This window comes from Pantoea sp. UBA5035, assembly GCF_002415245.1.
Taxonomy (GTDB): domain Bacteria; phylum Pseudomonadota; class Gammaproteobacteria; order Enterobacterales; family Enterobacteriaceae; genus Pantoea; species Pantoea septica.
On sequence record NZ_DICD01000003.1, the window covers coordinates 319,021 to 341,158 of the forward strand.

Consider the following 22,138-nt stretch of genomic DNA (forward strand, 5'->3'; position numbering starts at 1 on the left):
CACGGCACAAGGGCTCAGAAGGTGATCGTGTTTACTATAATCAGTAAAGAGTTCACTGTAATCAGTACTTTATTCACTGCACACTGTAGAATGTTCACTGTAAACAGTGATAGTGTTCACTGTAGTCAGAAAACGATCCCTTTCATCCACAGAATGAAGATCTCATGCTATGGCAGATAAAGAGAGTGAAAACAAAGCGTTACTTGAACCTTTTCTGTCGGTGACCAAAAACAGCGGTGAAGTTATTCAGCTTCATCCCAATAAGAACAATACTGTTCAGCCCGTCGCTTTGATGCGTCTGGGACTGTTTGTCCCGACACTGAAATCAACGGCGCGCGGAAAGTCAGGTGCAATGGCTTCCACCGATGCGACTAAAGAGCTTAAAAACCTGTCGCTGGTGAAAGCAGAGGGTTACGAGAAGATTACCATTACCGGCGCGAGGCTGGATATGGATAACGATTTCAAAACCTGGGCCGGGATCATTCAGTCTTTTTCCCGTTACCCTACTCAGGGCGATACCGTTACCCTGCCCTTTATCGATTTCGTTAAGATGTGCGGTATTCCTTCCGCTAACTCCTCAGCGGCGTTGCGTAAGCGGCTGGACGCCTCGCTGCGTCGCATTGCCACCAATACCCTCTCCTTTGAGGGCAATGGCAAGGCTTACCATACGCACCTTGTGCAGTCAGCCTATTACGATCGGGAAAAAGATGTGGTGCGCATTCAGGCCGATCCCAAGCTGTTTGAGCTCTATAACTTCGACCATAAGGTGCTGCTGCAGCTCAGGGCGATATCCCGGCTTAAGCGCAAAGAGTCTGCGCAGGCGCTCTATACCTTTCTTGAGAGCCTGCCGACCAATCCTGCGCCTATCTCGCTGGCGCGCCTGCGTATGCGCCTGAACCTTGGCTCTAAAACCACTACGCAGAACCACGTTGTACGACGCGCGATGGAGCAGCTGAAGGAGATTGGCTATCTTGATTACTCTGAGGTTAAACGTGGGCGCTCGGTCTTTTTTATTATCCATAGCCGCACACCAAAACTCGATGGAATCAGTACGCTGGAGAGTATCGACTCTCTCGACGAGATCGATTTTGACGAGTCATAAGTATCATTCACTGTAATCGGTATGCTGCCTGCGGCACTGTTACTTTCATGGAAAACGTGACAGTCGCCGCTACTGCATTGACGTTCACTGTAGTCGGCTCTTCGTGGCGTTCACTGTAATGGGCACTGTTCACTGTAGTCAGTAAAAATGAGCCAATGAGCTGCCTTCCTGTTCTGTCTTATTTTTTTATATATTCCTTTAAAACAATGAGTTAAAGAGTAAGCTAGCGCTTACTAACATATGGTTGTTCTTTCTTGCTATCTTAAGAATGCTGTCTACACTGATTACAGTGAATATTCTCTGGCGCAGCTCTGGCCTGGGGGTTTTACTGCTTATAGTGAATGTGTTTAAAGGTCTGTTTACTGCTTACAGTGAATGTGACCTTTTAACTATTTGAATTTATTGTTTAAATTAATGCTTCCTCCTGCTGCGGTTTCAATGTTACTGATTACAGTGAACATCAGCATTTATCCTGCAGCGAAACGTGACAGGGTTAGCGTCTCTGCTGATTACAGTGAACATATGCAGGATAGCGAGCTGATTTAGCGGGTTATCTGAGCGTTATTGCCCATTACAGTGAACCTTCCGTCTCACACGGGGAAACCAAAAGCCTCAAGATACAGCTCATCTGCTCGATTCTGACTGTAGTGAACACTGTTACTCCCTTTTATTTCCCAGCGCCTGTTCTCCTTTGCTGATTACAGTGAATCTTTCACGCTTTTCCCCTGCTATATGCATCCCTGCTGTATTCTTTTAGTGCTGACGCATGGCTCATTCGCCGGTTATAGCGCCGTTTACTCAATACAGTGAATGTCAGGGCCCTGCTCAACCCGCTCTGCTGCGTGTTTACTGATTACAGTGAATCTTTGCCTGATAAGGGTTCTGACAGCCCTACTCGCGCTTAAACATAGTGTTTGTTACTGATTACAGTGAACGTTCGAACACTTTACTGATTACAGTGAATGTTGAACTGATTACAGTGAACGTTTCTGTGGAGATAACCTCAATTCCGGCGTTCCCTGTGCAGATGCTGATTACAGTGAATGTTACGACATCATATCCCGCCCCTGCTCTCTTCTGCTGACTGCAGTGAACGCTTTCAGAGGCAACTGCTGATTACAGTGAATGTTTCGCCTGTTAATGCAGAGAGAAGAAAGCCAGAAGCGTGCCGTTGCTTCAGGCTTTGCCCATTTACTGATTACAGTGAACCTAAAGCTGATTACAGTGAATGTTTTGGTCTTCCCTTTAACATTGCCACGCCCTGATACTGATTACAGTGAACCTTAAAAACAACTCCTTATCTTTGCAGCCAAATTTGCATCAACCTTTATTTCGGTATGAAAGATATTTTCTTGCCCGACATGCAGGATTTATGTATAAAGTCACAAATCCTACATGTGTGGAGCAAGTATGGCTAACGACGAAAAGCAGGTGCTGAAGGTCGCACAACGGTCTGAGCGAATGCTGCTAAGCCTGACAGAACAGATTCAGGCGCAGAAAGAAGAGCTGCATGAGAATACTTTTTACCAGGTTTACGCTAAAGCTGCGCTGGCTAAACTGCCCAAGCTGACGCGCGCCAGCGTTGACTATGCTGTTAACGAGATGGAAGAAAGTGGCTACCAGTTTGACAAGCGCGCAGCAGGTAGTTCGACTAAGTACGCCATGTCGATTGAAAATATTATCGATATCTATCACCACCGCGGCGTGCCTAAATATCGCGATCGCCATCCGGAAGCCTATACGATCTTTGTTGGTAATCTTAAAGGCGGCGTATCTAAAACGGTTTCGACCGTCTCTCTTGCCCACGCGCTGCGAGCGCATCCCCATCTGCTTTTTGAAGATTTGCGTATTCTGGTTATCGACCTTGATCCCCAGTCTTCAGCGACCATGTTCCTCAACCACGAACGTTCAGTAGGTATTGTCGAAGCGACAGCCGCGCAGGCGATGCTGCAAAACGTCAGTCGTGAAGAGCTAATAAAAGAATTTATCGTGCCGTCGATTATCCCTGGCGTGGATGTTTTGCCGGCGTCCATTGACGACGCCTTTATCGCTTCCCGCTGGGACGAACTCTGCGCTGAACATCTTTCCGGACAGAATGTGCATGCGGTGCTGTATGAGAACGTTATCGCTAAACTGAAGAAAGATTATGACTTCATCTTTATCGACAGCGGCCCACATCTTGATGCGTTTTTGAAAAACGCCATTGCGGCGTCCGATCTGCTGATGACGCCCGTGCCGCCTGCGCAGGTCGATTTCCACTCTACCCTGAAGTATCTGACGCGCCTTCCCGAACTGATCGACATCATCGAACAGTCTGGTGCGCCCTGCCGCTTACAGGGCAATATCGGCTTTATGTCCAAGCTGTCAAATAAGGCAGACCACAAACTCTGCCACAGCCTGGCGAAAGAGATATTCGGCGGCGATATGCTGGATGCCGCTCTGCCGCGCCTTGACGGGTTTGAGCGCTGCGGTGAGTCCTTTGACACCGTTATTTCAGCTAACCCCTCTACCTACGTCGGCAGCAGCGAAGCGTTAAAAAACGCGCGTTCAGCTGCGGAAGATTTTGCGAAAGCGGTTTTTGACCGTATTGAATTTATTCGCCTGAATTGAGGTCGCTATGAGTGCAAAAAGAATTACTATCGGCAGAACCTTCAGCCAGACGCCTGTACAGGCTGAAGCGTCAACAGATACGCCAACACAAACCTTTGTTCTTTCTACCGGCAAGCGCGCCGTGTTTCGTCTTGAGCGTATTGAAGCCAGGGAGATAGAAGAGAAAACTTTTGTGGTGATGGAAACCAACGGACGCGATCAGGCTGGATTGACGCCCGATTCGCTGCGCGACATTATCCGCACCATTAAACTGCAGCAGTTCTTCCCCGCTATCGGCGTAAAGCGGGACGGGCGCATAGAAATCCTGGATGGTTCGCGCCGTCGCGCTGCCGCGCTGTATTGTAAAACCGGGCTGGATATTCTGGTTTCTGAAACCGCGATTACCACCGAAGAAGCGCGTCGGCTGGCGCAGGATATTCAGACTGCGCGCGAGCATAACCTGCGCGAAGTGGGCCTGCGTCTGCTGTCGTTGAAAAACGGCGGCCTGTCGCAAAAAGAGATCGCAGAGAGTCAGGGCCTGTCGCAGGCGAAAGTGACGCGAGCTTTGCAGGCGGCGAGCGTGCCGGCAGAGCTGATTTCACTTTTTCCCAACCATTCCGAACTGACCTATCCCGATTACAAGGCGCTGCTGATGGCCGCCGATAAACTCTCCGAGACAGGACAGCCAATTGAGCGGCTCATCGAGACTGTTTCTATGGATGTGGATAGTATCTGCGCCCGCGAAGGGCTGGCGGAAGATGAGGTGAAAAACCATATCCTTCGTCTGGTGCGCAACGGCAGTCAAACGCTGATGGAAGCTCCCGCAAAAGAGAAACCTGTCTCAGAAAACCTCTGGACCTTTGCGGATAAAGATCGTTTCGCCCGGAAAAAAATCCGCGGCCGCATGTTCAGCTACGAGTTTAACCGACAGTCCAGAGAGCTGCAGGAAGAACTCGACAGAGTGATTGCCGAGACGTTACGCAAATATCTGGGCGACCAGTAAGCTCCTGCATCCGGGTAAGTCACTGCCCGGATGTGTTTTATCCTCTTCTTCGCGCCTCTCTTTTCGCCATCAGTATTTCAACGCTAACCTACTGTTTTTGCGATTCTTACAGAATAATTTCAGGCTGAAATCGCCAGAATTTCCTTCTGTTTTAAAATCAAAAAATCCTTCGGGCAAAGCGCTTTAAAAGACGCAAGACCATTCCCTGCACCTTGCCTGCGCTGAAAATCAAACAACCTTCTCCAGTGCAATTTCATAAATAAGTTATTGAATAAAAATATCTTTTTAACAGGATTTCAGGCTGAAATCGCCAGGCTTTGGCGACAAGCGGGGAATGATTGCCCTGATGTCAGGGCACTGACGCACTACTTCTTATCCTCTGACCAGGTAGCCGATCGCACGTCTACTTTAACCGGCAGCAGCTTCACCCGGGTAAAGGTATCTGCCAGCGTTTGCTGTTGCGAAAACACGCTGTCGGACATGCGTTCCGCCCCATAAGGCAGACGTGTCAGCGTGGTGCGCCAGATCGCTTTATCCAGACCGGTGGACTGCGCCAGAATCGCGGCTGCCTCATCCTGATGGTCATTTGCCCAACGGCTTAAAGTACCCAACTCCTCAAGCACTTTCCTGGCCGTATCAGGCTGGCTGTCGGCAAATTTTCGGCTGGCGAGATAAAAGGTGTAATGCGGCACCAGCCCCTCTGCATTGCGCAGCTGCCGCGCGCCAGTGCTGGCTTCAACTTCCGCAAGATAGGGATCCCAAATCACCCAGGCATCCACCGCGCCTTTCTGAAAAGCGGCACGCGCATCGGCGGGCGGCAGATAAACCAGCGTAATGTCTTTGTAGGTTAGCCCCGCTTCTTCAAGCGCAGCAATAAGCAGATAGTTAACGTCTGAGCCCTTATTCAGCGCCACTCTTTTACCTTTCAGGTCTTTAACGCTGTGAATGGCAGATATGGAAGGCACTATAATTGCTTCGGTTTTCGGATTGGCAGGCGAATGTCCCAGGTAAACCAGCTCGGCTTTTGCCGCCTGAGCAAATGCGGGCGGCGCATCGCCGGTTGCCGCCAGGTCGATGCTGCCTACGTTCAGTCCTTCGAGCATTTGCGGGCCGGCGGGAAACTCAACCCAGCGAACGGCGACCCCCTCTTTTTTAAAGGCGGCATCTAGCGTGCCGCGATATTTAAGCAAGGCAAAAATATTCGCTTTCTGATAGCCGATATTTACCTGCTCGGGTGCTGCGTGACTGGCCGCCGTCAGGGAACCCAGGGCGCAGGCTACTAATGCCAGCGTTAATCCATTTCTTTTCATCTGTTGCTCTCCGGTTTTTTCGCTAACCTTAGCAAACAGCGTATATAACCAATAAATAACCAATTGCATTCACTTATGCTGCGAAAGAATAGTTAGCACGTTAATAATTTGTAGTAATAATCAAAGAGCATTCCTCCAGGCCTTCTGCCAGGATACGGCCAAAAATGCCTGTCTGAGGTCCATTCACTGTATGAAGTGGTTTTCAAAAAGCGCGCTACTCTTTTCCAGCAAAACCTGTCTGGCCGCCTTCTTAGCGCTCTATATCGCATTAGAACTCAACCTTGATAAACCTGCCTGGTCACTGACCACCGTCTATGTCGCTTCACAGCTTTATTCCGCCTCCACTATTTCAAAGTCTGTTTTCCGGTTTTTAGGCACGCTGCTGGGCGGCATTTTCGTATTGCTGATCTATCCCGCCACGGTGCAGGACCCAATGCTGTTCAGCCTCTGCATCTCGCTGTGGGTCGCGCTCTGTCTCTACCTGTCGCTACACGACCGTACGCCCAAAAGTTATGTTTTTATGCTGGCGGGATACAGCGCAGCGATTATGGGCTTTCCCGACGTCACCGCGCCGGCCGACATCACCTATACGGTTATCTCGCGCGTGGAGGAGATCAGCGTAGCTATCCTCTGCAGCAGCCTGGTGCATCGGCTCATTATGCCGGTCTCGATGAGCAGCATGCTGGAGCAGAGCGTCAGCAACTGGTATCAAAACGCCAGAAAACTCTGCGCCGAGCTGATTACAGTGATGCCTAAGGAGAAGTCGCTGGAACGGGAAGATATCCTTGTCCAGATGGCGAACTATCCGCTGAACGTTGAGACCCTGATTACCCACTGCGTTTATGAAGGCGAAGCGGCACGGCGGCTAATTCGGCTGGTCAGCGTTCAGTATCAGCATCTCTCCTATTTAATTCCCACGCTCACGGCGATTGAGGCGCGCCTGAGCCTGCTTTCGGAACAGCAGATACGCTTTCCAGAGCATGTCGCGCAGACGTTTCAGCAGTTTTTGCACTGGCTGAACAGCGCCGAGCACGGTGCCGAAACGCAGGTGATTAAGGAAAGGCTGGCGGTAACGCAGCAGCAGCTCAAGGCGGAGTGGGAAAGCGGTGAGCTGCCGGTTGAGGAGAGTATCCTGCTCGCCGGTCTGCTGGAAAGGCTGCTAAATTTTGTGCGTATCGCCGAGGCCTACCAGACGGTGGGCGAGCGCGTCAGCGATCTGACGCCGAGCGCGAAGCCTGGCAAGGTGGCGCGCAGCCATAAACATGTCGATAAAGGCATGCTGCTGCTCTCCTGCCTGACCGCTTTTCTCGCCACCTTCCTGACCTGTCTGTTCTGGATAGGCAGCGGCTGGGTGGATGGTGCCACTGCCCCCATGATGGCGGCGGTTCTCTGCTCCTTCTTTGCTGCCATGGATAGTCCGCTTGCGCCGATGAAGATTTTTCTCAAGGGCGTGGTAGTGGCGATCGTCATCAGCATGCTTTACACCACCTTGCTGATACCGGAAGCGACCTCCTTTGAAGCGCTGGTGCTCTGCCTGGCGCCAGGGCTGATGGCGTTAGGGCTGGTGATTGCTAATCCCTCGACTAATCTCATCGGCCTGATTGTGGCGACGCAGATCCCTGGCCTGATCGGAATGAGTCATCACTTTAAACCCAACCTGCTGCTTATAGTGAACGCCTCGCTCTCTACCCTCAGCGGCATTGCGGCAGCGGTAATGGTTACCGCGGTGATCCGCAACAAACGGCCGGCCTGGACTGCCAAACGTGCACTGCGCAAAGGGTTGAAAGAGCTGCTGCACTTTATTAATGCGGTTGAGCTCAATAGCGCTTCACTGCTAATGCGTCAGCAGTTTGTGGCGCGCACGCTGGACAAGGTTAACGTTATCCTTCCTCGCAAGCGTATCGACAACGATGCCGAACTGGCGGCGGGCGGCAATCTGATTACCGAAGCCTGGCTGGGCGCCAACTGCTATGACTTCTACGTACGTCATCAGCCGCTGCTGGCCGAGCAGCAGATTAGCAGCGACTCGTTGTTCGGTGAGCTAAGGCTGTTCCTTAAAAGCCGTATCAGGGTGTTACAAACGCCGCCGCATCAGGCGCTGCTGAATGAGCTGGACAGACTGGTGCTGGCGCTGGAAACGCTGGCGCGGCACGATAGTCGCTTTTATGCGCCGTTGCTGTATCTGTTCAATGTACGGCTCTCGCTGTTTCCTCAGGCCCGCTGGCCGCAGCAGGCGTAATCCCTTCCCGGAATATAAACACAGCCACATCCATGGCTGTGTTTTTTGTGCTAAAGCGCACCCTCATGCCAATAAAGCCGCGTCAGCGCGGCCTGTTATCAGGCATGCTATAACAATCATCATCTGAAGAAGCGAGGCGTAATGTGAAAACGATCGGCTTAATTGGCGGTATGTCATGGGAATCGACGGCGCTCTATTACCGCATTTTAAATGAAGAGGTTAAGCTCGCCCTGGGCGGCCTGCATTCGGCGCGCGTGGTGCTTTACAGCCTGGACTTCGACGAGATAGAGAAGCTGCAAAGCGCAGGACGATGGGACGAAGCTGGCCTGCTGCTGGCGCAAGCTGCGCAGGCGCTTTTGCGTGCGGGCGCTGACTTTCTGGTGCTGGCGACCAACACCATGCATAAGGTCGCCCCTCAGATTGAACAGGCTGTGACGATCCCTCTGCTGCATATCGCCGATGCGACTGCGCAACGCATCCATGACGAAGGATTAAAAAAGGTCGGGCTGCTAGCCACGCGCTTTACCATGGAAGAAGCTTTTTACCGCGGACGGCTTACGGATAAATGGGGTCTGGAAGTTATCACGCCTGAGAAAGAAGATCGCGATTTTGTCCATCAGGTTATCTATCAGGAGCTGTGTCAGGGGGTGATTAATGCCGAATCGCGGACGCGGTTTCGCGAGATTATGGCCATGCTTGCCGCGCAGGGCGCCGAAGGGATTATCCTCGGCTGTACCGAGATCACCATGCTGGTTACAGTGAATGACGCCAGCGTGGCCTTGTTCGATACCACACAAATTCATGCGCAATGGGCTGTTCAACAGGCGTTAAAAAAAGAGTGATCAAGATCGCATTTTTTGTTAGTCAGGTAATGGTAACTATGGTTATTATTGTCCCCATCGAAGGCATGTTGCCTTGCACTAACAAAAGAAGGATTTTGACCATGAAAAACGTAAAAACTCTCGCTATTGCTACCGTCGCCGCACTTTCAATGATCTCATTCGGCAGCTTTGCCGCACAAAGCATCTCTGCGCACGGCAGCACGCTGGACAGCGCTGAAGCCCATATCGCCGCGAAAGCGCAGGCTGAAGGCGCTTCAGGCTACAAAATTACCAGCGCCCGCGCCGATAACGGCGTCTACATGACCGCTGAACTCTATAAATAACGGATGGTCGTACAGGGACGTGCCAGAAAAGGCTGCCGCAAGGCAGCCTTTTTTGTTGTCCTGCGTTACCCGCTGAGGCGGCGTTAATAGGGCGAGCGGGTAGGGCGCACCACAATCTCGCTCACGTCGACATCGTCAGGCTGCTCGATGGCGAAGCGGACGGCGCGACCAATTGCCGCCGGCTGGAGCGCGATAGATCGGTAATCATCCATCAGCGCGGCGGCGGCGGAATCGGTAATGGTAGAGGCGAGTTCGCTTTCCACTACGCCAGGGTGAATACAGGTCACGCGCAGCTGCGTATTCTCCTGACGCAAACCGTCTGAGATTGCCCGCACGGCAAACTTGGTCGCGCAGTAAACGGCGGCGGTGGGCGAGACGCTCAGCGCGCCGATAGAGGCAATATTGATGATATGGCCCGCTTCACGCGCCAGCATCGGCGGCAGCACGGCGGCAATGCCGTACAGCACTCCTTTAATATTGACGTCAATCATCTGATCCCACTCATCAACCTTCAGAGACGCCAGCGGCGACAGCGGCATGACGCCCGCATTGTTAATCATCACGTCGATCCGTCCCCATTTTTCCAGCGCGACTTCAGCAAACTGCTGCACGGAAGCGCGCGAGGTGACATCGAGCGCGGCCACGGCGACCTCTGCGCCTTGCTGCTTAAGCTCCGCTGCCAGCGTCTCTAAGCGATCGACGCGGCGTGCGCCCAACAGCAGAGTCGCGCCGCTCGCCGCCAGTTCACGTGCGATGCCTGCGCCTATGCCGCTTGAGGCGCCGGTGATTAAGATCACTTTATTGCTCATGGTTTCGCTCCTGTCGTTAGGTGTCTGGCGATCTTATGCCTGCTACTTTATAAAGAGAATCCATCCATTCCTTACCTGACTGGTAACTGAGGCTAACCAATGATGCTGGATAAAAACGCGCTGGAGGTTTTCGTCACCCTGGCGCAAACGCGTAATTTTCGCGTGGCGGCAGAGAAGCTGGGCGTAACGCGACCGGCAGTGAGTCAGGCGTTGAGGCGGCTGGAGGATCGTTTACAGATATCGCTGATTCATCGCACCACGCGCAGCCTTAGCCTTACCGAAGCGGGGGAAAGACTCTACGCTGAGGCGGCACCGGCTATTTCGCAGCTCAATCAGGCGGTAGTGGACGTCAGCGCGCTGGCGGGCGAGCCACGAGGGCTGCTGCGGCTCGCCGTCTCTTCAATTGCCGAGCGCTTTATCAACGGCGAACTGCTGGCGTCGTTTCTCAGCCGCAATCCGCATATCGAGCTGGATATTTCAGTAACCGACGAAGAGTTCGATATTGTGGCGCAGGGCTATGACGCTGGCGTCAGACTGGGAGAAATTATCGCGCAGGATATGATTGCAGTGCCGGTCTCGCTGCGTCAGCGGCAAATCGCCGTCGCCTCGCCCGATTATCTGGCGCGCTGCGGCACGCCGCGCCATCCTCATGAGCTGCTGCAGCACTGCTGCATCGGCTGGCGACGCGAGCCGGGCGTGGCCCCTTATCGCTGGGAATTTGCGGAAGAGGGCAGGGAGTTCGATGTGGCAGTTAACGCGCGGCTCAATACCAATGATATGGGGGTGATGATCCGCACCGCCTGCGCGGGCGGCGGCATCGCATTCGGCATGGAGGAGACCTATCGGCCCTATATCGCGCGCGGCGAGCTGGTGCCGCTGCTGGCGGACTATCTGCCGACCTTCGCCGGGTTCTATCTCTACTTCCCCAGCCGAAAAAATCTGGCGCCCAAGCTGCGGGCGCTCATCGATCATATGAAGATCTGAGCGGCGGGTCAGCGAGACGCGACGCGCGTTACCGCCACCCCTTGTTCCTCTAGCTGCGCCAGCGCCTCGGCGTTAAGTCCGCTATCGGTTATCACCTGCGCGACCCTATAGCCCGACGACAGCGGATAGGGATGGATCTGCCCGAACTTCGAGGCGTCTGTCAGCGCCCAGGTCGGCACATTCTTCGCCAGTACCGCATCCACCACATCGCAGCGCAGCATATTGCGGCCGGTAAAACCGGTTTCCGCCTGCCAGCCGTCAACGCCGATAAAGGCTTTATGAAAGTGTATTTGCTGAATGCAGTAGCGCGTCAGCGGGCCGACCATCGACTGGCTGCTCTTTTGCAACAGTCCGCCCGGCACGATCACGTCGCACGCCGCGTCTTTCAACAGGTGGGCGATAAAATGGCTGACGGTTATTACCGTGATGTCGGCGCGATCGGCCAGCAGGCGCGCCAGCAGGGCATTGGTGCTGCCGCCCTCGATAAAAACCGCCTCGCCGGCGTCAATCAGGCCCGCGGCGTGGCTGGCAAGCGCCTGTTTGAGTTCGTAACGCGTATGCATACGCATGCCGACGTCATCGCTGTCCAGCGCCATCGCGGAGCCGTGAACGCGACGCAAGAAATGGTCGCGCTCCAGCAGGTTGAGATCCTGACGGACGGTGACTTCGGAAACGCCGGTCAGCTGGGCCAGTTCGGTGACCGTCACGCTGCCGCGCGTATTAACGAGTTGAATAATCTGTTGATGACGAGCGTTCATGCGGGCCGTTTTATGGAAAAGGGAGACGCCAGTGTAACAGAGAGAGGCCGCGCAGGGGACGCTGCGCGGCAACGATCAGGCCAGACCGAGCGCGCGGCGGCCATTGTCGTTGAGATCGTCGAACGTAAAGCGGTCGCGCCAGCCTGTTTCGTAATCCTCAGGCGGGAAATCTGCAGGCGACCGGCCGAGCGCCAGCGCTTCAGCGACCTCCTGCGCGCAGACGCGGTTTTTCGCGCACATCGGCGCGGCGGGAATGTACATCACGTTTCCCCAGCCCTGTTGATTTTCCACCGGCGCGACGGAATGGATGACGTCGCAGTGCCACCATACCGAATCGCCCGCTTCCAGCGGCGGTATGGAGCAGAGCCCGTTAATCAGCAGCGGATGCCACTTCTCGCTGACGGGCAGCACCTTGCCGGGTGCTACGCCGCACAGTTCGTCTTCCGGCACGTCGTCGAGCAGCGGACGCAGCAGAATATAGGCCATCGCCTCCGGCACCGGCACGACATGCAGCAGTCCTTGTCCGGCGAGCATATCTGACAGCGCGGTCCAGCCCTGGAATGTTCGAAACGCGGAGCATTTGGTGGTGTCGGGCACGTCATATTCATTCACCTCGGTGCGCCACGCTGCGTCCCAGGGATCGTAAGCGTCTATATCGCCATGGAAGACGGCGGCGAACACCTGCTGATAGGCGGGCAGCAGCCAGCGCTCCAGCGCGCCGGAATCGGTATGCGCGCCCAGCCCTTTCGAGGTGGTGCCCGGCGGACGACGACGGATGCGGTCGGGATAAATAATGCTGACGTCAGGATCGAACCACTGCTTGCCCTGTGAAGAGAAACGCCACAGACGATTCAGGAAAGACTGCACCTGCGCGGTGGCGTCGCTCTGGCGCGCCTGCATCTGCGCCTGCGACCAGTAAATGGGGAAAATTTCCGGACGCGACGCTTCGAGGCTGCCAAAGAAATTATCGCCAGGGCCACGATATTGCGCGTCGAAATCATTCAGATCGAGATAATCCAGCAGTGATTGATCCCACGCCAGCGCCTGCTCGCGAGGAAACTGCTGCTTCACTACTACGCAGCCGCGTCGTTTAATGCGCGCCAGGGTTTCATTCGAAACCTCTCCCTGAGCGATAGACTCCTGCGTCACGATCGGCCAGGCCGTACCGTAGCGTTGCTCTTCCTCTTTCGCTTCCGCAATCGCGCTTTCGATGCGCTGACTGACGCGGGCGAAAAGCGCCTCGACATCGCCGATTTGCTCGCGAAGCTGCTGCTTAAACGTCCGAATCGCTACGCTGATGTCGTCGGGCAACGGCGTAGCCTGAGTATGTAGGGTCATTTTGGCCTCCGCAGGCTGGTAAGTGTTTTTCATTTGTAATAAAAATGTGTTTCGTTCGTAAGTTTAAGCAGAGCAGTTATGTTTAGGCAACCCCCAGTTTCGTGATCGGCTGCACACTGCGTCAGGAAAGCTCCGAAAGCCCTGAACATTCTTATTATTAGAATTCTCATTAATCCACACTGCGGGTAAGCTTTACCCATTGAGTGGGCATCACTGAAACAACAGCCTCAGCAAGGAGATGACAATGGCGGTAAAGATGATCGCGGTGGATATGGATGGCACCTTTCTCGACGACAACAAGGAGTACAACGTTCAGCGCTTTTTACGGCAGTACGCGCTGTTGAAAGAGAGAGGCATTCGTTTCGTGGTCGCCAGCGGCAATCAGTACTACCAGCTGCAGCGTTACTTTCCTGAGATTAAAGACGAAATCGCCTTTGTCGCCGAGAACGGCGCCTGGGTTTCAGACAGCAATGAAGAGATTTTTTGTGGCGAGCTGACGCAGTCGCGCGTGCATCAGGTGCTGGACATCCTGGCGAAAGAGCCCGATATCAGCACCGTAGTGTGCGGGCGCAACGGCGCATACGTTCATTCATCGGTCCCGGATGAGGTGGTCAACCTGCTGTCCAACCACTATGCCCGGCTGGAAAAACGCGACGACCTCTACGCTATCGACGACACCATCTTTAAATTCTCCCTGAACCTGGCGCATGAAGGCGTCGATGCGCTACTGGCGCGCCTGCATAACCAGCTGGGCGAGATCGAGAACATTATGCATCCGGTCTCCAGCGGCTATGGCTTTATCGATCTGATTATCCCGGGCTGTCACAAAGCGCACGGCATCGCGCTGCTGCAGGAAAAATGGGGCATCAGCGATTGCGAAGTGGTCGCTATCGGCGACAGCGCCAACGATCTGGAGATGCTGCGTCAGGCCTGCTTCAGCTTTGCGATGGCGAACGCCGTGGAGCCGGTGCGCGCCGCGGCGCGTTATAAAACCGAAAGCAACAATGACGACGGCGCGTTAAACGTTATCGCCCGCGTGCTGTCGCGCGAATTTCCCTTCAACTAAGCCTCTGCCGACCCCGCATGCGACGCATACGGGGTTACGCCTGCCGCCGCGCTGCTTCGAGATTCTGCTCCATCTCATCCAGCGCGGCCTGATGCTCCAGCCCCCATTGATACATCCGCTCAATCGGTTCGGCGAAGGTTCTCCCCAGCGGCGTCAGCGCGTACTCCACCTTAGGCGGCACCACTTCAAATACCTTGCGCGACACCAGCCCGCGCTGCTCCAGCTCACGCAGCGTCTGCACCAGCATTTTTTTTGAAATACCCTGCAGGCTGCGCTGTAGTTCGCCGGTGCGCGCACGTTGATCAGGCCAGTGATAAAGGGCGTGAAGCACCATGGTGCTCCACTTAACGGCAAACAGCTCCAGCAGACGCCGCGGCGGTGAATCCGCAAAAAACATCAGCTTTCCATCGATCCAGGCAGGCATGGCAAAATTTCCTCATGGTCACCAAAAGGTAACTACTACCAATAGCTTCCCCGTCTGTCTATAGTGAGCCGCTTTCTTTGCCGCTTCAGGCAGACATCAGGAGGAAACCATGAAAATTAACGCACTGGTCGCTCAGCAGGCGACGCAACCGCTGGCTGTAGGCCAGGTCGAGTTACGCGAACTGCAGCCGGACGACGTTAAAATTGCCATTATCTACTGCGGCGTATGCCATTCCGATCTGCATATGGCGCGCAATGAATGGGGCGTAAGCCGTTATCCGCTGGTGCCTGGCCATGAAATTGTCGGACGTGTCGAAGCCGCTGGCGCTAACGTCACCCGCTTCAACGCGGGCGACATTGTCGGCGTCGGCGTGATGGTCGACTCCTGTGGTCAGTGCCGCTTCTGCCAGCAGCAGGAAGAGCAGTACTGCGAGGCGGGCTTCACCCCCACCTATAACGGCACCGATAAATACACCGGCTCCACCACCTTCGGCGGCTACGCTCAGCATGTGATTGCCGATCAACATTTTGTGGTTTCCATTCCGCAGAATCTCGATCTGAAAGCGGTCGCGCCGCTGCTCTGCGCCGGCGTAACCGTCTGGTCGCCGCTGCGTCACTATCAGGTGCAGCCGGGCCACAAAGTCGGCGTTATCGGACTGGGCGGGTTGGGGCATATGGCGGTGAAGCTGGCCAGCGCGCTTGGCGCAGAGGTGACGCTGTTTACCACCTCGCCGGAAAAGGGCGCCGATGCGCGTCGCCTGGGCGCCAGTCATGTAGTGGTATCGCGCGATGACCAACAGATGGCTGCCTGTCAGGCTTCACTGGATATTATTCTCGACTGCGTCGCCGCGCCGCACGATCTTGATCCCTATCTGGCGACCCTGAAAACCAACGGTCAGCTGGTTCTGGTGGGCATTCCCGATCGGCCACATCCGTCGCCGAACGTCACGCCGATGGTTTTCCGTCGACTGAGCATTAGCGGCACCTCCATCGGCAGCATTCGCGAAACGCAGGAGATGCTCGACTTCTGCGGCCAACACAACATCACCTCCGACGTCGAAATGATCGCTGGCGAAGAGATTGAAAGCGCCTTCGCTCGCATGCTGCAAGGTGACGTAAAATATCGCTTCGTTATCGATATGGAGAAGACGTGCTGGTAACTGCATAAGGGACTTAAGGATAAGTCCCTTGATTTTTAAGCGTTTCAGCCTGAAATCGCCAGCAATGCCTGGCGCTAACCGCCAATTCGCTGCGCTCTCCGCTTTCGTGCTTTTCTACTGATTACAGTGAATGCTTCGGAGTTGGCGGATGTGATCAAATTTCATTCGGTAATCGCTCAGGGTTCAAACAGATCGGCCAGTTTTTCGCAGGCAGAGCCGCTATGTATGAAGATTGACTGTAATCAGCAGCGGCATGCTTTCTCTGACACAATAACATTCACTGTAATCAGCAGCGCTGTGCTTACTTCTCTGCAATAACGTTCACTGTAATCAGTAACCCTGCCGCACGTCAGACCTGTTCACTGTAACCGGCGCAGGGCATGACATTGCCTGCTATCGTCGGTAAAGTCAGGCTTTCACTTTTAAAAGGGGGAGGTAAATGGAAAAGCTGTTTGTCTACGGCACCTTGTGCCCGGGGCGTTCCAACGCCCATATTCTGGAAAATATCGGCGGCGACTGGCTAGCGGGATGGGTGAAAGGCGTGCTGCATGAATCGGGCTGGGGCGCGGCGCTGGGGTTTCCGGCTATCCAGCTGGATGCTCAGGGAACGCCTGTACATGGCTACGTTTTTCAGTCATCCAGCCTCGCGCAGCACTGGCCGATGCTGGATGAATTTGAAGCAGGATACGATCGCGTGCCTGCTACAGTGAACACTGAAGAAGGCGACCTCGTCACCGCCTGGATTTATCAAATTCAGACCGCCTGAAAAGTCTGTGCCGGTAAGGAGTACTGGCACAACAATGCGTTACCCTCCGCTTCGTTTTAACCTCAGCCTGACGAAATATTGCCGAAATAGTGGCGAGCGCCTCTTTCTCTGACTAGTTTTTTAATCGTCCTTGTTAACATTTTTTTTACGTTCGCATCATAGATGCGGCGCTTTTCTGGCTGCGCGGGCATCCTCGACCGCGTCTGTCTTTCACTACTGCGGTCAGGCGAGCAACGCCTGGCGATTTCCGGAGTCGATGATGAAAACCCTTAAAGACGCGCGTTCTCTCGCTGCCTTCGCAGCCCTTGGCGTATTATTGACGCCGCTGTCGGCGCTGGCATGGGATAGTCTTACCGTGTTTGGCGACAGCCTGAGCGACAGCGGCAATATTGGCCGTTTTACCTGGGATGGCGGTCGCCATCCGCTCTACGATGAAATTCTGGCTGCGAATCTGGGACAGGACTTACAGCGATCGAGGCTGGGCGGCAGCAACTATGCTCAGGGCAACGCTGTATCGCGGCCGCAGCTCAACCCGCAGCTCAACACCGAAGACCAGCTCGCCGGCTACCTGAGATCGACCGGCGGCCGCGCCGACAGCAACGGACTTTATATCCACTGGGTCGGCGCTAACGACGTTGCGGCCGCTGTCACCAATCCCTTTACCGCGACCAATACCCTCAGCACCAGCGCGGCCGCGGCGACGGCGCAGGTGAAAACGCTGCTGGACGCCGGCGCAGGCGCGGTGATTGTGCCGACCGTACCGCAGCTGGGTGAAACGCCCTATATGATCTTAACGGTATTGAGAGCGCTGGGGCCCGCCTCCAGCGCGGCCTCGGCCGCCGCGTTTCAGTCGCTCGACGGCGCCGCCACGCCCGATGCCGCCTCGCGCCAGCAGGCGGTGCGCAACGCCTTTACGCAGGCAGCGGCGCAGGTGTCAGGGATACCCGCCGTGCGCGACGCGCTGGCGGAGCAGCTCTACCGCGCGTGGCAGGCGCTGAGCACAGAGGTCTCGGCGCTGACGGCGGGCTACAACCAGCAGGAAGAGCAGGGGCTGGCGACGCTCAACGGCAATATCGTGCGCGTCGATATCGCCGGGCTGTTTAACGAAGTGATCGCCGATCCGACCCGATACGGCCTGACCAATACCATCGGTATCGCCTGTCCGGTCGGCACCGCCGCGGATGAGTGCGCCTCTACCGACGCCGGCTTCTCCCGCGCGCAGGCCTATCTGTTTGCCGATCGTCTGCATCCCAGCCCGGACGTACACGCCATGATGGCGGACTATATTCAGTCGATTCTCGACGCGCCCGCACAGGTCGCGGCCCTGTCGCAGGCGCCGCACACCCTGGCGCGCGATATGCAAAACACGCTCGACGGTCATCTGCAACAGCAGCGGCATCAGGCGAGCAGCGCGGGGCAGCTTTCCGTATTCGGCGGCTATGCTGGCCAGCATGTGGACTATCAAGGCGATGCCTGGTACAACGGCGACGCCACCACCGCCAGCTTTACGCTGGGCCTCGGCTATCAGCTTACCGATAGCTGGCAGACCGGCGTGCTTTTCTCGAATACCAACCAGCGGCAGGAGCCTTCATCGCGCTACGACTACCGCCTGCGCGGCAATCTGGTGGCGCTTTACAGCCAGCTTGAGCTGGGCGACCAGGCGTGGATCAACGCCGATCTGCACTATGCCGACCTGGACTTTGACGATATCCAGCGTGACATAAAAATCGGTCCGGCGACCCGCACCGAGCAGGGCAACACTGGCGGCAAGCTGCTGGGCATGCGCGTGCAGACCGGCTGGGACCTGCCGCTGGGCGATCACCTGACTACCGGACCCGTAGCCAGCTATGCGCTCGACTATGGCCGCATCGGCGGCTACCGCGAAGAGGGCAATAGCAGCACCTCGATGCGCTACGGCGACCAGACCAGCCACTCGCAAATCGGCGCCATCGGCTGGCGCATCGACAGCCATCAGTGGCCGGTCAATCCCTGGGCGCAGGTGAGCTACAACCATCAGTTTGGCGATACCGACTCCACCGTAACCGCCGGTTTGAAGTCGACCCGCACCGCTTTCAGTCGAACCACGGGCGCACGCGACAGCAACTGGCTGGACGCAGCCGTCGGCGCCAACGTGCCGCTGGGCGAAACGGTCAATGCCTTTGCCGGCGTATCGGCCGTCGGCGGCAATCGCGATGCGCATCAGCTCGGCTGGAATATCGGCGTAAACGCCACCTTTTAATCTTAACAGGGCCAGCCTTGACAGCTGGCTCTGATTTAATGGGTTTTGCGCCTGCGCGGATTAATGGGTTCAGATGTCAGGCATTTTATTAACAAGGGTAAAAAGCGCGGAGCGCAAAGCAGGGTGGATTAAATCGGAGAGATAACAGGCGGTTTATTTCTCGGGCCAAAAAATATGCGCCAGGTTTTGCAACCCGGCGCAGTCACTAGCGGCTTAATCCTGGCGATGCAGCGTTTTTACACCTCTGAACGCCGGCAGGAAGAGAAGAGATCAGGAGCCACGGCGGCTGTTCTGCCCGCCTTTTTTACCTGCTTCTGACGCTTTTTCACGGTCGTTTTTGAAGTTGCCGCCGCTGTGCTGTCCGCCTTTACGACCAGCTTCTGACGCTCTTTCACGATTTTCAGCAAAGTTACCTGATCCGCCTCGATGTTGAGCCATAATGGGTCCTCTTCGTGAGTTAGAAATAACACAGCCGGTCTGAAAAGCTGTGTGCGTCTTACAACCTTAAGATTAGAAGCCCTGTTTCATTACGCAAGCGCTACGGCGAGGCGGTAAATATCAGCTTAAATGAAAGGGTAATAAATAAGGCTACAAGAAACGGCTGGAAATAAAGGAAAATATCTCTGAAGTTGTATAGAAATAATATTACTGTACAGGTTTAGACTGACGTAAAAATATCACTTAACTTGCTGCTGCTAATGATTCAGAGTATTCCTGGCAGGGCGGCACAGCCGCGCCGAAGCGCGGTCTGGCAAAGATGTCATTCGGCGGGCAGCCAGCGCGTTTGGGTAGCTTCGCTGTCATACTTTAACGGCGAGGGCAGGGCAATCAGCTCGATCAGTACCCCGAACGGCGTCAGGCAGAACCAGGTCTGATTGCCTGGCCCTTCTTCCTGCGCAAAACAATCGCTCGGGCCGTCATAAAAGCGAGCGCCGTGCGCCTTTAGCTTCTCCGCCGTCTCATGGATGTCATCCACCAGCAGCGAGAAATGGTTGACGCCGGGCTGGCCGATATTCGCCAGATCGTCGGCGATGCCCGGATCGAGCTGAAACAGCTCTACGTTACAGCCGTTGCCCAGGCGCAGCATCGACAACCCAATCACGCTCAGCTGCGACGGAAAGCCGTTAACCGGGCGCATCTGATCGCCGCTGATACGCTGCTCGCTTTTTTGCCAGGGCACGATGCGGTAGAGAATCGATGCGTCGAGGGCGTGGATAAAAAAGTTTTCCGCCTGCTCAATATTGCTGACGGTGATGCCGATATGCTCAATGCCTCTGATCGCCATCAGGCTTCTCCTTTGGTGTTCTGATTAGGTTGATGAGAGGTCAACGCCTGCGCCGCGCAGATCAGGGCCAGGTGGCTCAGCCCCTGCGGCAGGTTGCCGCGCCACTCGTTGCTGCGCACGTCAAACATCTCATTAAAGATCTCAACGTTGCCGCTGTCGCACAGCGTCTCCAGAATCTCCTCCATGCAGGCGCGCGCCTTATCGATCTCGCCAATTGAGGCCCAGGCTTCCGCCAGCCAGAACGAGCAGGCGATAAAGGTGCTCTCTTCCTCTTCCACGCCGCTATAGCGGTAAAGCATGGCGCGGCCCTGGCCCAGCTCGCGCTGGATCGCCGCATAGGTCGAACGCATACGCGCCGGGTTGACCGCGTTGCCGTAGTGATGCACCAGCGCCAGCGACGCGTCCAGCCGATCTTCGCTGCCGACGTAAAACAGATAGGCCTGCTTGCTCTCCGACCAGCAGTGCGCCTCTATCCAGTCGCGAATGCGGTCGCGCTCGCGCGCCCAGCGCGCCATCCAGGTGGGTTCGATATGGCGCGCCTCCGCCATGGCGACCGCGCGATCCAGCGCCAGCCAGCATGCCATTTTCGAATGGGTGTAGTGCTGCTCGTCGTGCAGCTCCCAGATACCGGAATCTTTCAGCCGCCAGCGGTCGGCGCAGTGGTTCGCCAGCTGGCCCAGCAGACGCGAGGTGCCGAGATCCAGCACGTGGCCCGCTTCGATAAACAGCTGCGCCGTGGCGAGCATATCGCCATACATGCTTAGCTGGCGCTGGTCGCGCGCGTTATTGCCGACGCGTACCGGCCGCGAATCTTTGTAGCCGCGCAGCGACGGGTAACGTTCCGGCGGCACAATATCGCCTTCCAGCGTATAGCAGGTGCGTAGCTCAATGCCGTGGCGCAGAATGGTCTGCGACAGCCAGGAGAAAGCTGCTTTGCAGTCCTCCAGCGCGCCGAGATAGACGAAAGATTTGATAATCAGGCAGGCGTCGCGCACCCAGGCGTAGCGATAGTCGTAATTCTTCTCCCCGCCGATGCCTTCCGGCAGCGAGGTGGTGGCCGCCGCGGCCAGCGCGCCGGTAGGGGAGTACCAGAGAAACTTAAGCGACAGCGCCGAGCGTTTAACGTGGTCTTTGTACTCGCCCTCGTAGCTCAGGCTTTTACACCAGTCCTGCCAGGCGGTATGGCTGGTTTCGATACGGGTATCGATTGCGTCGAGATCGGGCACCGCCAGCGGTTCGCGCTGGGTAATCAGCAGCGCTACCAGCGAGCGAGAATCCTGTTGCGTGATCAGCTCGGCGATCACCTGTTCGTCATCCATATGGGTAATCTGCACGTCGTCGCTGGTGCGCAACATCGCCATGATATCGCCAATATGAAACACATTGCCCTGGGTGGTTTCGCCCATCCAGGGCGAGCGCGTTTCCGCCACGGTGCCGAAGCGCAAATGCAGTTTAAGTTTCACGCTGCCGCGCACGCCTTCCACGCGCCGCGCCAGTTCGCTCCACGGCAGCCGGCCCGCCAGCGTGCTGTTGAGCGACTCCGTCAGGCGCACTTCGCCCTGGTCGGTGGTGAAACAGGTTTCCAGCACATTGCTCTCTTCGCGATAGCGTCTCGCCATGCGATAGGGCTCAACCGGCGTTAGCGCGAAAAAACCGCCGATGTCCGGATCGAGCAAACGATCGAACAGCGGCGGCGAATCCAGGTTCGGCGCGCACCACCAGTCGATAGCGCCGTCGGGGGCAATCAGCGCTACGGAGCGTCCTTCGCCAATCGCTGCGTAGTCGCCGAGGCCAGCATATCCCTCCTCGCGCACGGGCGAGGCGTAATCACCGTTTTTCATCAGAAGCATCCTTGTCTGAAACGCATTCTCTACAGACGAAAAAACTGGCCGCACAGGGCGG

Annotated in this window: 19 protein-coding genes; 11 read left to right on the top strand and 8 right to left on the bottom strand. The window is 55.7% G+C overall.

Annotation, left to right across the window (positions count from 1 at the left end; translation table 11 throughout):
• The first annotated feature begins 169 nt into the window (after positions 1–169).
• From B3229_RS02365 to B3229_RS02375, 3 genes are all read left to right on the top strand, one after another.
• Positions 170–1,102, top strand: a complete 933-nt coding sequence (locus B3229_RS02365; RefSeq protein ID WP_033748239.1) for a RepB family plasmid replication initiator protein — start codon at positions 170–172, stop codon at positions 1,100–1,102.
• A 1,410-nt stretch (positions 1,103–2,512) separates the two neighbouring features.
• Positions 2,513–3,712, top strand: coding sequence for an AAA family ATPase (locus B3229_RS02370; RefSeq protein ID WP_048781090.1), 1,200 nt, complete (start codon positions 2,513–2,515; stop codon positions 3,710–3,712).
• A gap of 7 nt (positions 3,713–3,719) precedes the next feature.
• Positions 3,720–4,694: a ParB family protein gene (locus B3229_RS02375; RefSeq protein WP_286868241.1), complete on the top strand. Its 975-nt coding sequence runs from the start codon at positions 3,720–3,722 to the stop codon at positions 4,692–4,694.
• A 365-nt stretch (positions 4,695–5,059) separates the two neighbouring features.
• Here the strand turns inward: B3229_RS02375 and B3229_RS02380 are convergent, their stop codons facing one another.
• The gene (locus B3229_RS02380) at positions 5,060–6,004 is read right to left on the bottom strand and encodes a sulfonate ABC transporter substrate-binding protein (protein WP_286868494.1); all 945 of its coding nucleotides are present in this window, start codon (positions 6,002–6,004) and stop codon (positions 5,060–5,062) included.
• 190 nt (positions 6,005–6,194) lie between these two features.
• On the opposite strand from B3229_RS02380, the gene B3229_RS02385 reads away from it, so the two are divergent.
• From B3229_RS02385 to B3229_RS02395, 3 genes are all read left to right on the top strand, one after another.
• Positions 6,195–8,243, top strand: coding sequence for an FUSC family protein (locus B3229_RS02385; protein ID WP_286868244.1), 2,049 nt, complete (start codon positions 6,195–6,197; stop codon positions 8,241–8,243).
• Between the two features lie 143 nt (positions 8,244–8,386).
• Positions 8,387–9,085, top strand: a complete 699-nt coding sequence (locus tag B3229_RS02390) for an aspartate/glutamate racemase family protein (protein ID WP_048781082.1) — start codon at positions 8,387–8,389, stop codon at positions 9,083–9,085.
• A gap of 101 nt (positions 9,086–9,186) precedes the next feature.
• Positions 9,187–9,408, top strand: coding sequence for a YdgH/BhsA/McbA-like domain containing protein (locus B3229_RS02395; protein WP_048781080.1), 222 nt, complete (start codon positions 9,187–9,189; stop codon positions 9,406–9,408).
• 83 nt (positions 9,409–9,491) lie between these two features.
• Here B3229_RS02395 and B3229_RS02400 read toward each other — a convergent pair whose 3' ends face one another.
• A complete protein-coding gene (locus B3229_RS02400) occupies positions 9,492–10,217 on the bottom strand; it encodes an SDR family oxidoreductase (protein ID WP_286868247.1) in 726 nt (241 codons plus the stop codon).
• 99 nt (positions 10,218–10,316) lie between these two features.
• Here B3229_RS02400 and B3229_RS02405 point away from each other — a divergent pair, with 99 nt between their 5' ends.
• Positions 10,317–11,201, top strand: coding sequence for a LysR family transcriptional regulator (locus B3229_RS02405; RefSeq protein ID WP_048781076.1), 885 nt, complete (start codon positions 10,317–10,319; stop codon positions 11,199–11,201).
• 8 nt (positions 11,202–11,209) lie between these two features.
• On the opposite strand, the gene B3229_RS02410 is transcribed toward B3229_RS02405, so the two are convergent.
• Together B3229_RS02410 and B3229_RS02415 are read right to left on the bottom strand one after the other, a co-directional pair.
• The gene (locus tag B3229_RS02410) at positions 11,210–11,959 is read right to left on the bottom strand and encodes a DNA-binding transcriptional regulator YciT (RefSeq protein ID WP_033748258.1); all 750 of its coding nucleotides are present in this window, start codon (positions 11,957–11,959) and stop codon (positions 11,210–11,212) included.
• Between the two features lie 75 nt (positions 11,960–12,034).
• On the bottom strand, positions 12,035–13,297 hold the full coding sequence (locus tag B3229_RS02415) for a DUF1479 domain-containing protein (RefSeq protein ID WP_286868252.1): 1,263 nt from the start codon (positions 13,295–13,297) through the stop codon (positions 12,035–12,037).
• 244 nt (positions 13,298–13,541) lie between these two features.
• Here B3229_RS02415 and B3229_RS02420 point away from each other — a divergent pair, with 244 nt between their 5' ends.
• On the top strand, positions 13,542–14,363 hold the full coding sequence (locus tag B3229_RS02420) for a Cof-type HAD-IIB family hydrolase (protein ID WP_286868253.1): 822 nt from the start codon (positions 13,542–13,544) through the stop codon (positions 14,361–14,363).
• 34 nt (positions 14,364–14,397) lie between these two features.
• On the opposite strand, the gene B3229_RS02425 is transcribed toward B3229_RS02420, so the two are convergent.
• Positions 14,398–14,787 carry a winged helix-turn-helix transcriptional regulator gene (locus B3229_RS02425; protein WP_048781072.1) on the bottom strand — a complete coding sequence of 130 codons (390 nt, stop codon included), beginning with the start codon at positions 14,785–14,787 and terminating at the stop codon, positions 14,398–14,400.
• A 109-nt stretch (positions 14,788–14,896) separates the two neighbouring features.
• Here B3229_RS02425 and B3229_RS02430 point away from each other — a divergent pair, with 109 nt between their 5' ends.
• From B3229_RS02430 to B3229_RS02440, 3 genes are all read left to right on the top strand, one after another.
• Positions 14,897–15,946 carry an NAD(P)-dependent alcohol dehydrogenase gene (locus B3229_RS02430; RefSeq protein WP_286868256.1) on the top strand — a complete coding sequence of 350 codons (1,050 nt, stop codon included), beginning with the start codon at positions 14,897–14,899 and terminating at the stop codon, positions 15,944–15,946.
• Positions 15,947–16,385: 439 nt separating this feature from the next.
• Positions 16,386–16,712, top strand: coding sequence for a gamma-glutamylcyclotransferase family protein (locus tag B3229_RS02435; protein ID WP_286868258.1), 327 nt, complete (start codon positions 16,386–16,388; stop codon positions 16,710–16,712).
• Positions 16,713–16,971: 259 nt separating this feature from the next.
• Complete coding sequence (locus tag B3229_RS02440; RefSeq protein ID WP_286868496.1) at positions 16,972–18,951, top strand: autotransporter outer membrane beta-barrel domain-containing protein; 1,980 nt, start codon at positions 16,972–16,974, stop codon at positions 18,949–18,951.
• Positions 18,952–19,221: 270 nt separating this feature from the next.
• Here the strand turns inward: B3229_RS02440 and B3229_RS02445 are convergent, their stop codons facing one another.
• The 3 genes from B3229_RS02445 to B3229_RS02455 all read right to left on the bottom strand — a co-directional run bounded on the left by B3229_RS02445 (position 19,222) and on the right by B3229_RS02455 (position 22,077).
• Entirely contained in the window at positions 19,222–19,389 is a 168-nt protein-coding gene (locus B3229_RS02445) for a general stress protein (RefSeq protein WP_071997418.1), read from the bottom strand.
• A 322-nt stretch (positions 19,390–19,711) separates the two neighbouring features.
• On the bottom strand, positions 19,712–20,236 hold the full coding sequence (locus B3229_RS02450; protein ID WP_048781064.1) for a VOC family protein: 525 nt from the start codon (positions 20,234–20,236) through the stop codon (positions 19,712–19,714).
• Positions 20,236–22,077 carry a glycoside hydrolase family 15 protein gene (locus tag B3229_RS02455; protein WP_286868263.1) on the bottom strand — a complete coding sequence of 614 codons (1,842 nt, stop codon included), beginning with the start codon at positions 22,075–22,077 and terminating at the stop codon, positions 20,236–20,238. The genes B3229_RS02450 and B3229_RS02455 overlap by 1 nt, the downstream gene beginning before the upstream one ends.
• Between the last annotated feature and the right edge of the window lie 61 nt (positions 22,078–22,138).

Excerpts from the sequence above, each read along its gene's own strand:
- B3229_RS02365 (WP_033748239.1), top strand. The coding sequence starts at position 170 with ATGGCAGATAAAGAGAGTGAAAACAAAGCGTTACTTGAACCTTTTCTG.
- B3229_RS02370 (WP_048781090.1), top strand. The coding sequence starts at position 2,513 with ATGGCTAACGACGAAAAGCAGGTGCTGAAGGTCGCACAACGGTCTGAG.
- B3229_RS02375 (WP_286868241.1), top strand. The coding sequence starts at position 3,720 with ATGAGTGCAAAAAGAATTACTATCGGCAGAACCTTCAGCCAGACGCCT.
- B3229_RS02380 (WP_286868494.1), bottom strand. The coding sequence starts at position 6,004 with ATGAAAAGAAATGGATTAACGCTGGCATTAGTAGCCTGCGCCCTGGGT.
- B3229_RS02385 (WP_286868244.1), top strand. The coding sequence starts at position 6,195 with ATGAAGTGGTTTTCAAAAAGCGCGCTACTCTTTTCCAGCAAAACCTGT.
- B3229_RS02395 (WP_048781080.1), top strand. The coding sequence starts at position 9,187 with ATGAAAAACGTAAAAACTCTCGCTATTGCTACCGTCGCCGCACTTTCA.
- B3229_RS02400 (WP_286868247.1), bottom strand. The coding sequence starts at position 10,217 with ATGAGCAATAAAGTGATCTTAATCACCGGCGCCTCAAGCGGCATAGGC.
- B3229_RS02405 (WP_048781076.1), top strand. The coding sequence starts at position 10,317 with ATGATGCTGGATAAAAACGCGCTGGAGGTTTTCGTCACCCTGGCGCAA.
- B3229_RS02410 (WP_033748258.1), bottom strand. The coding sequence starts at position 11,959 with ATGAACGCTCGTCATCAACAGATTATTCAACTCGTTAATACGCGCGGC.
- B3229_RS02415 (WP_286868252.1), bottom strand. The coding sequence starts at position 13,297 with ATGACCCTACATACTCAGGCTACGCCGTTGCCCGACGACATCAGCGTA.
- B3229_RS02420 (WP_286868253.1), top strand. The coding sequence starts at position 13,542 with ATGGCGGTAAAGATGATCGCGGTGGATATGGATGGCACCTTTCTCGAC.
- B3229_RS02425 (WP_048781072.1), bottom strand. The coding sequence starts at position 14,787 with ATGCCTGCCTGGATCGATGGAAAGCTGATGTTTTTTGCGGATTCACCG.
- B3229_RS02430 (WP_286868256.1), top strand. The coding sequence starts at position 14,897 with ATGAAAATTAACGCACTGGTCGCTCAGCAGGCGACGCAACCGCTGGCT.
- B3229_RS02435 (WP_286868258.1), top strand. The coding sequence starts at position 16,386 with ATGGAAAAGCTGTTTGTCTACGGCACCTTGTGCCCGGGGCGTTCCAAC.
- B3229_RS02440 (WP_286868496.1), top strand. The coding sequence starts at position 16,972 with ATGAAAACCCTTAAAGACGCGCGTTCTCTCGCTGCCTTCGCAGCCCTT.
- B3229_RS02445 (WP_071997418.1), bottom strand. The coding sequence starts at position 19,389 with ATGGCTCAACATCGAGGCGGATCAGGTAACTTTGCTGAAAATCGTGAA.
- B3229_RS02450 (WP_048781064.1), bottom strand. The coding sequence starts at position 20,236 with ATGGCGATCAGAGGCATTGAGCATATCGGCATCACCGTCAGCAATATT.
- B3229_RS02455 (WP_286868263.1), bottom strand. The coding sequence starts at position 22,077 with ATGAAAAACGGTGATTACGCCTCGCCCGTGCGCGAGGAGGGATATGCT.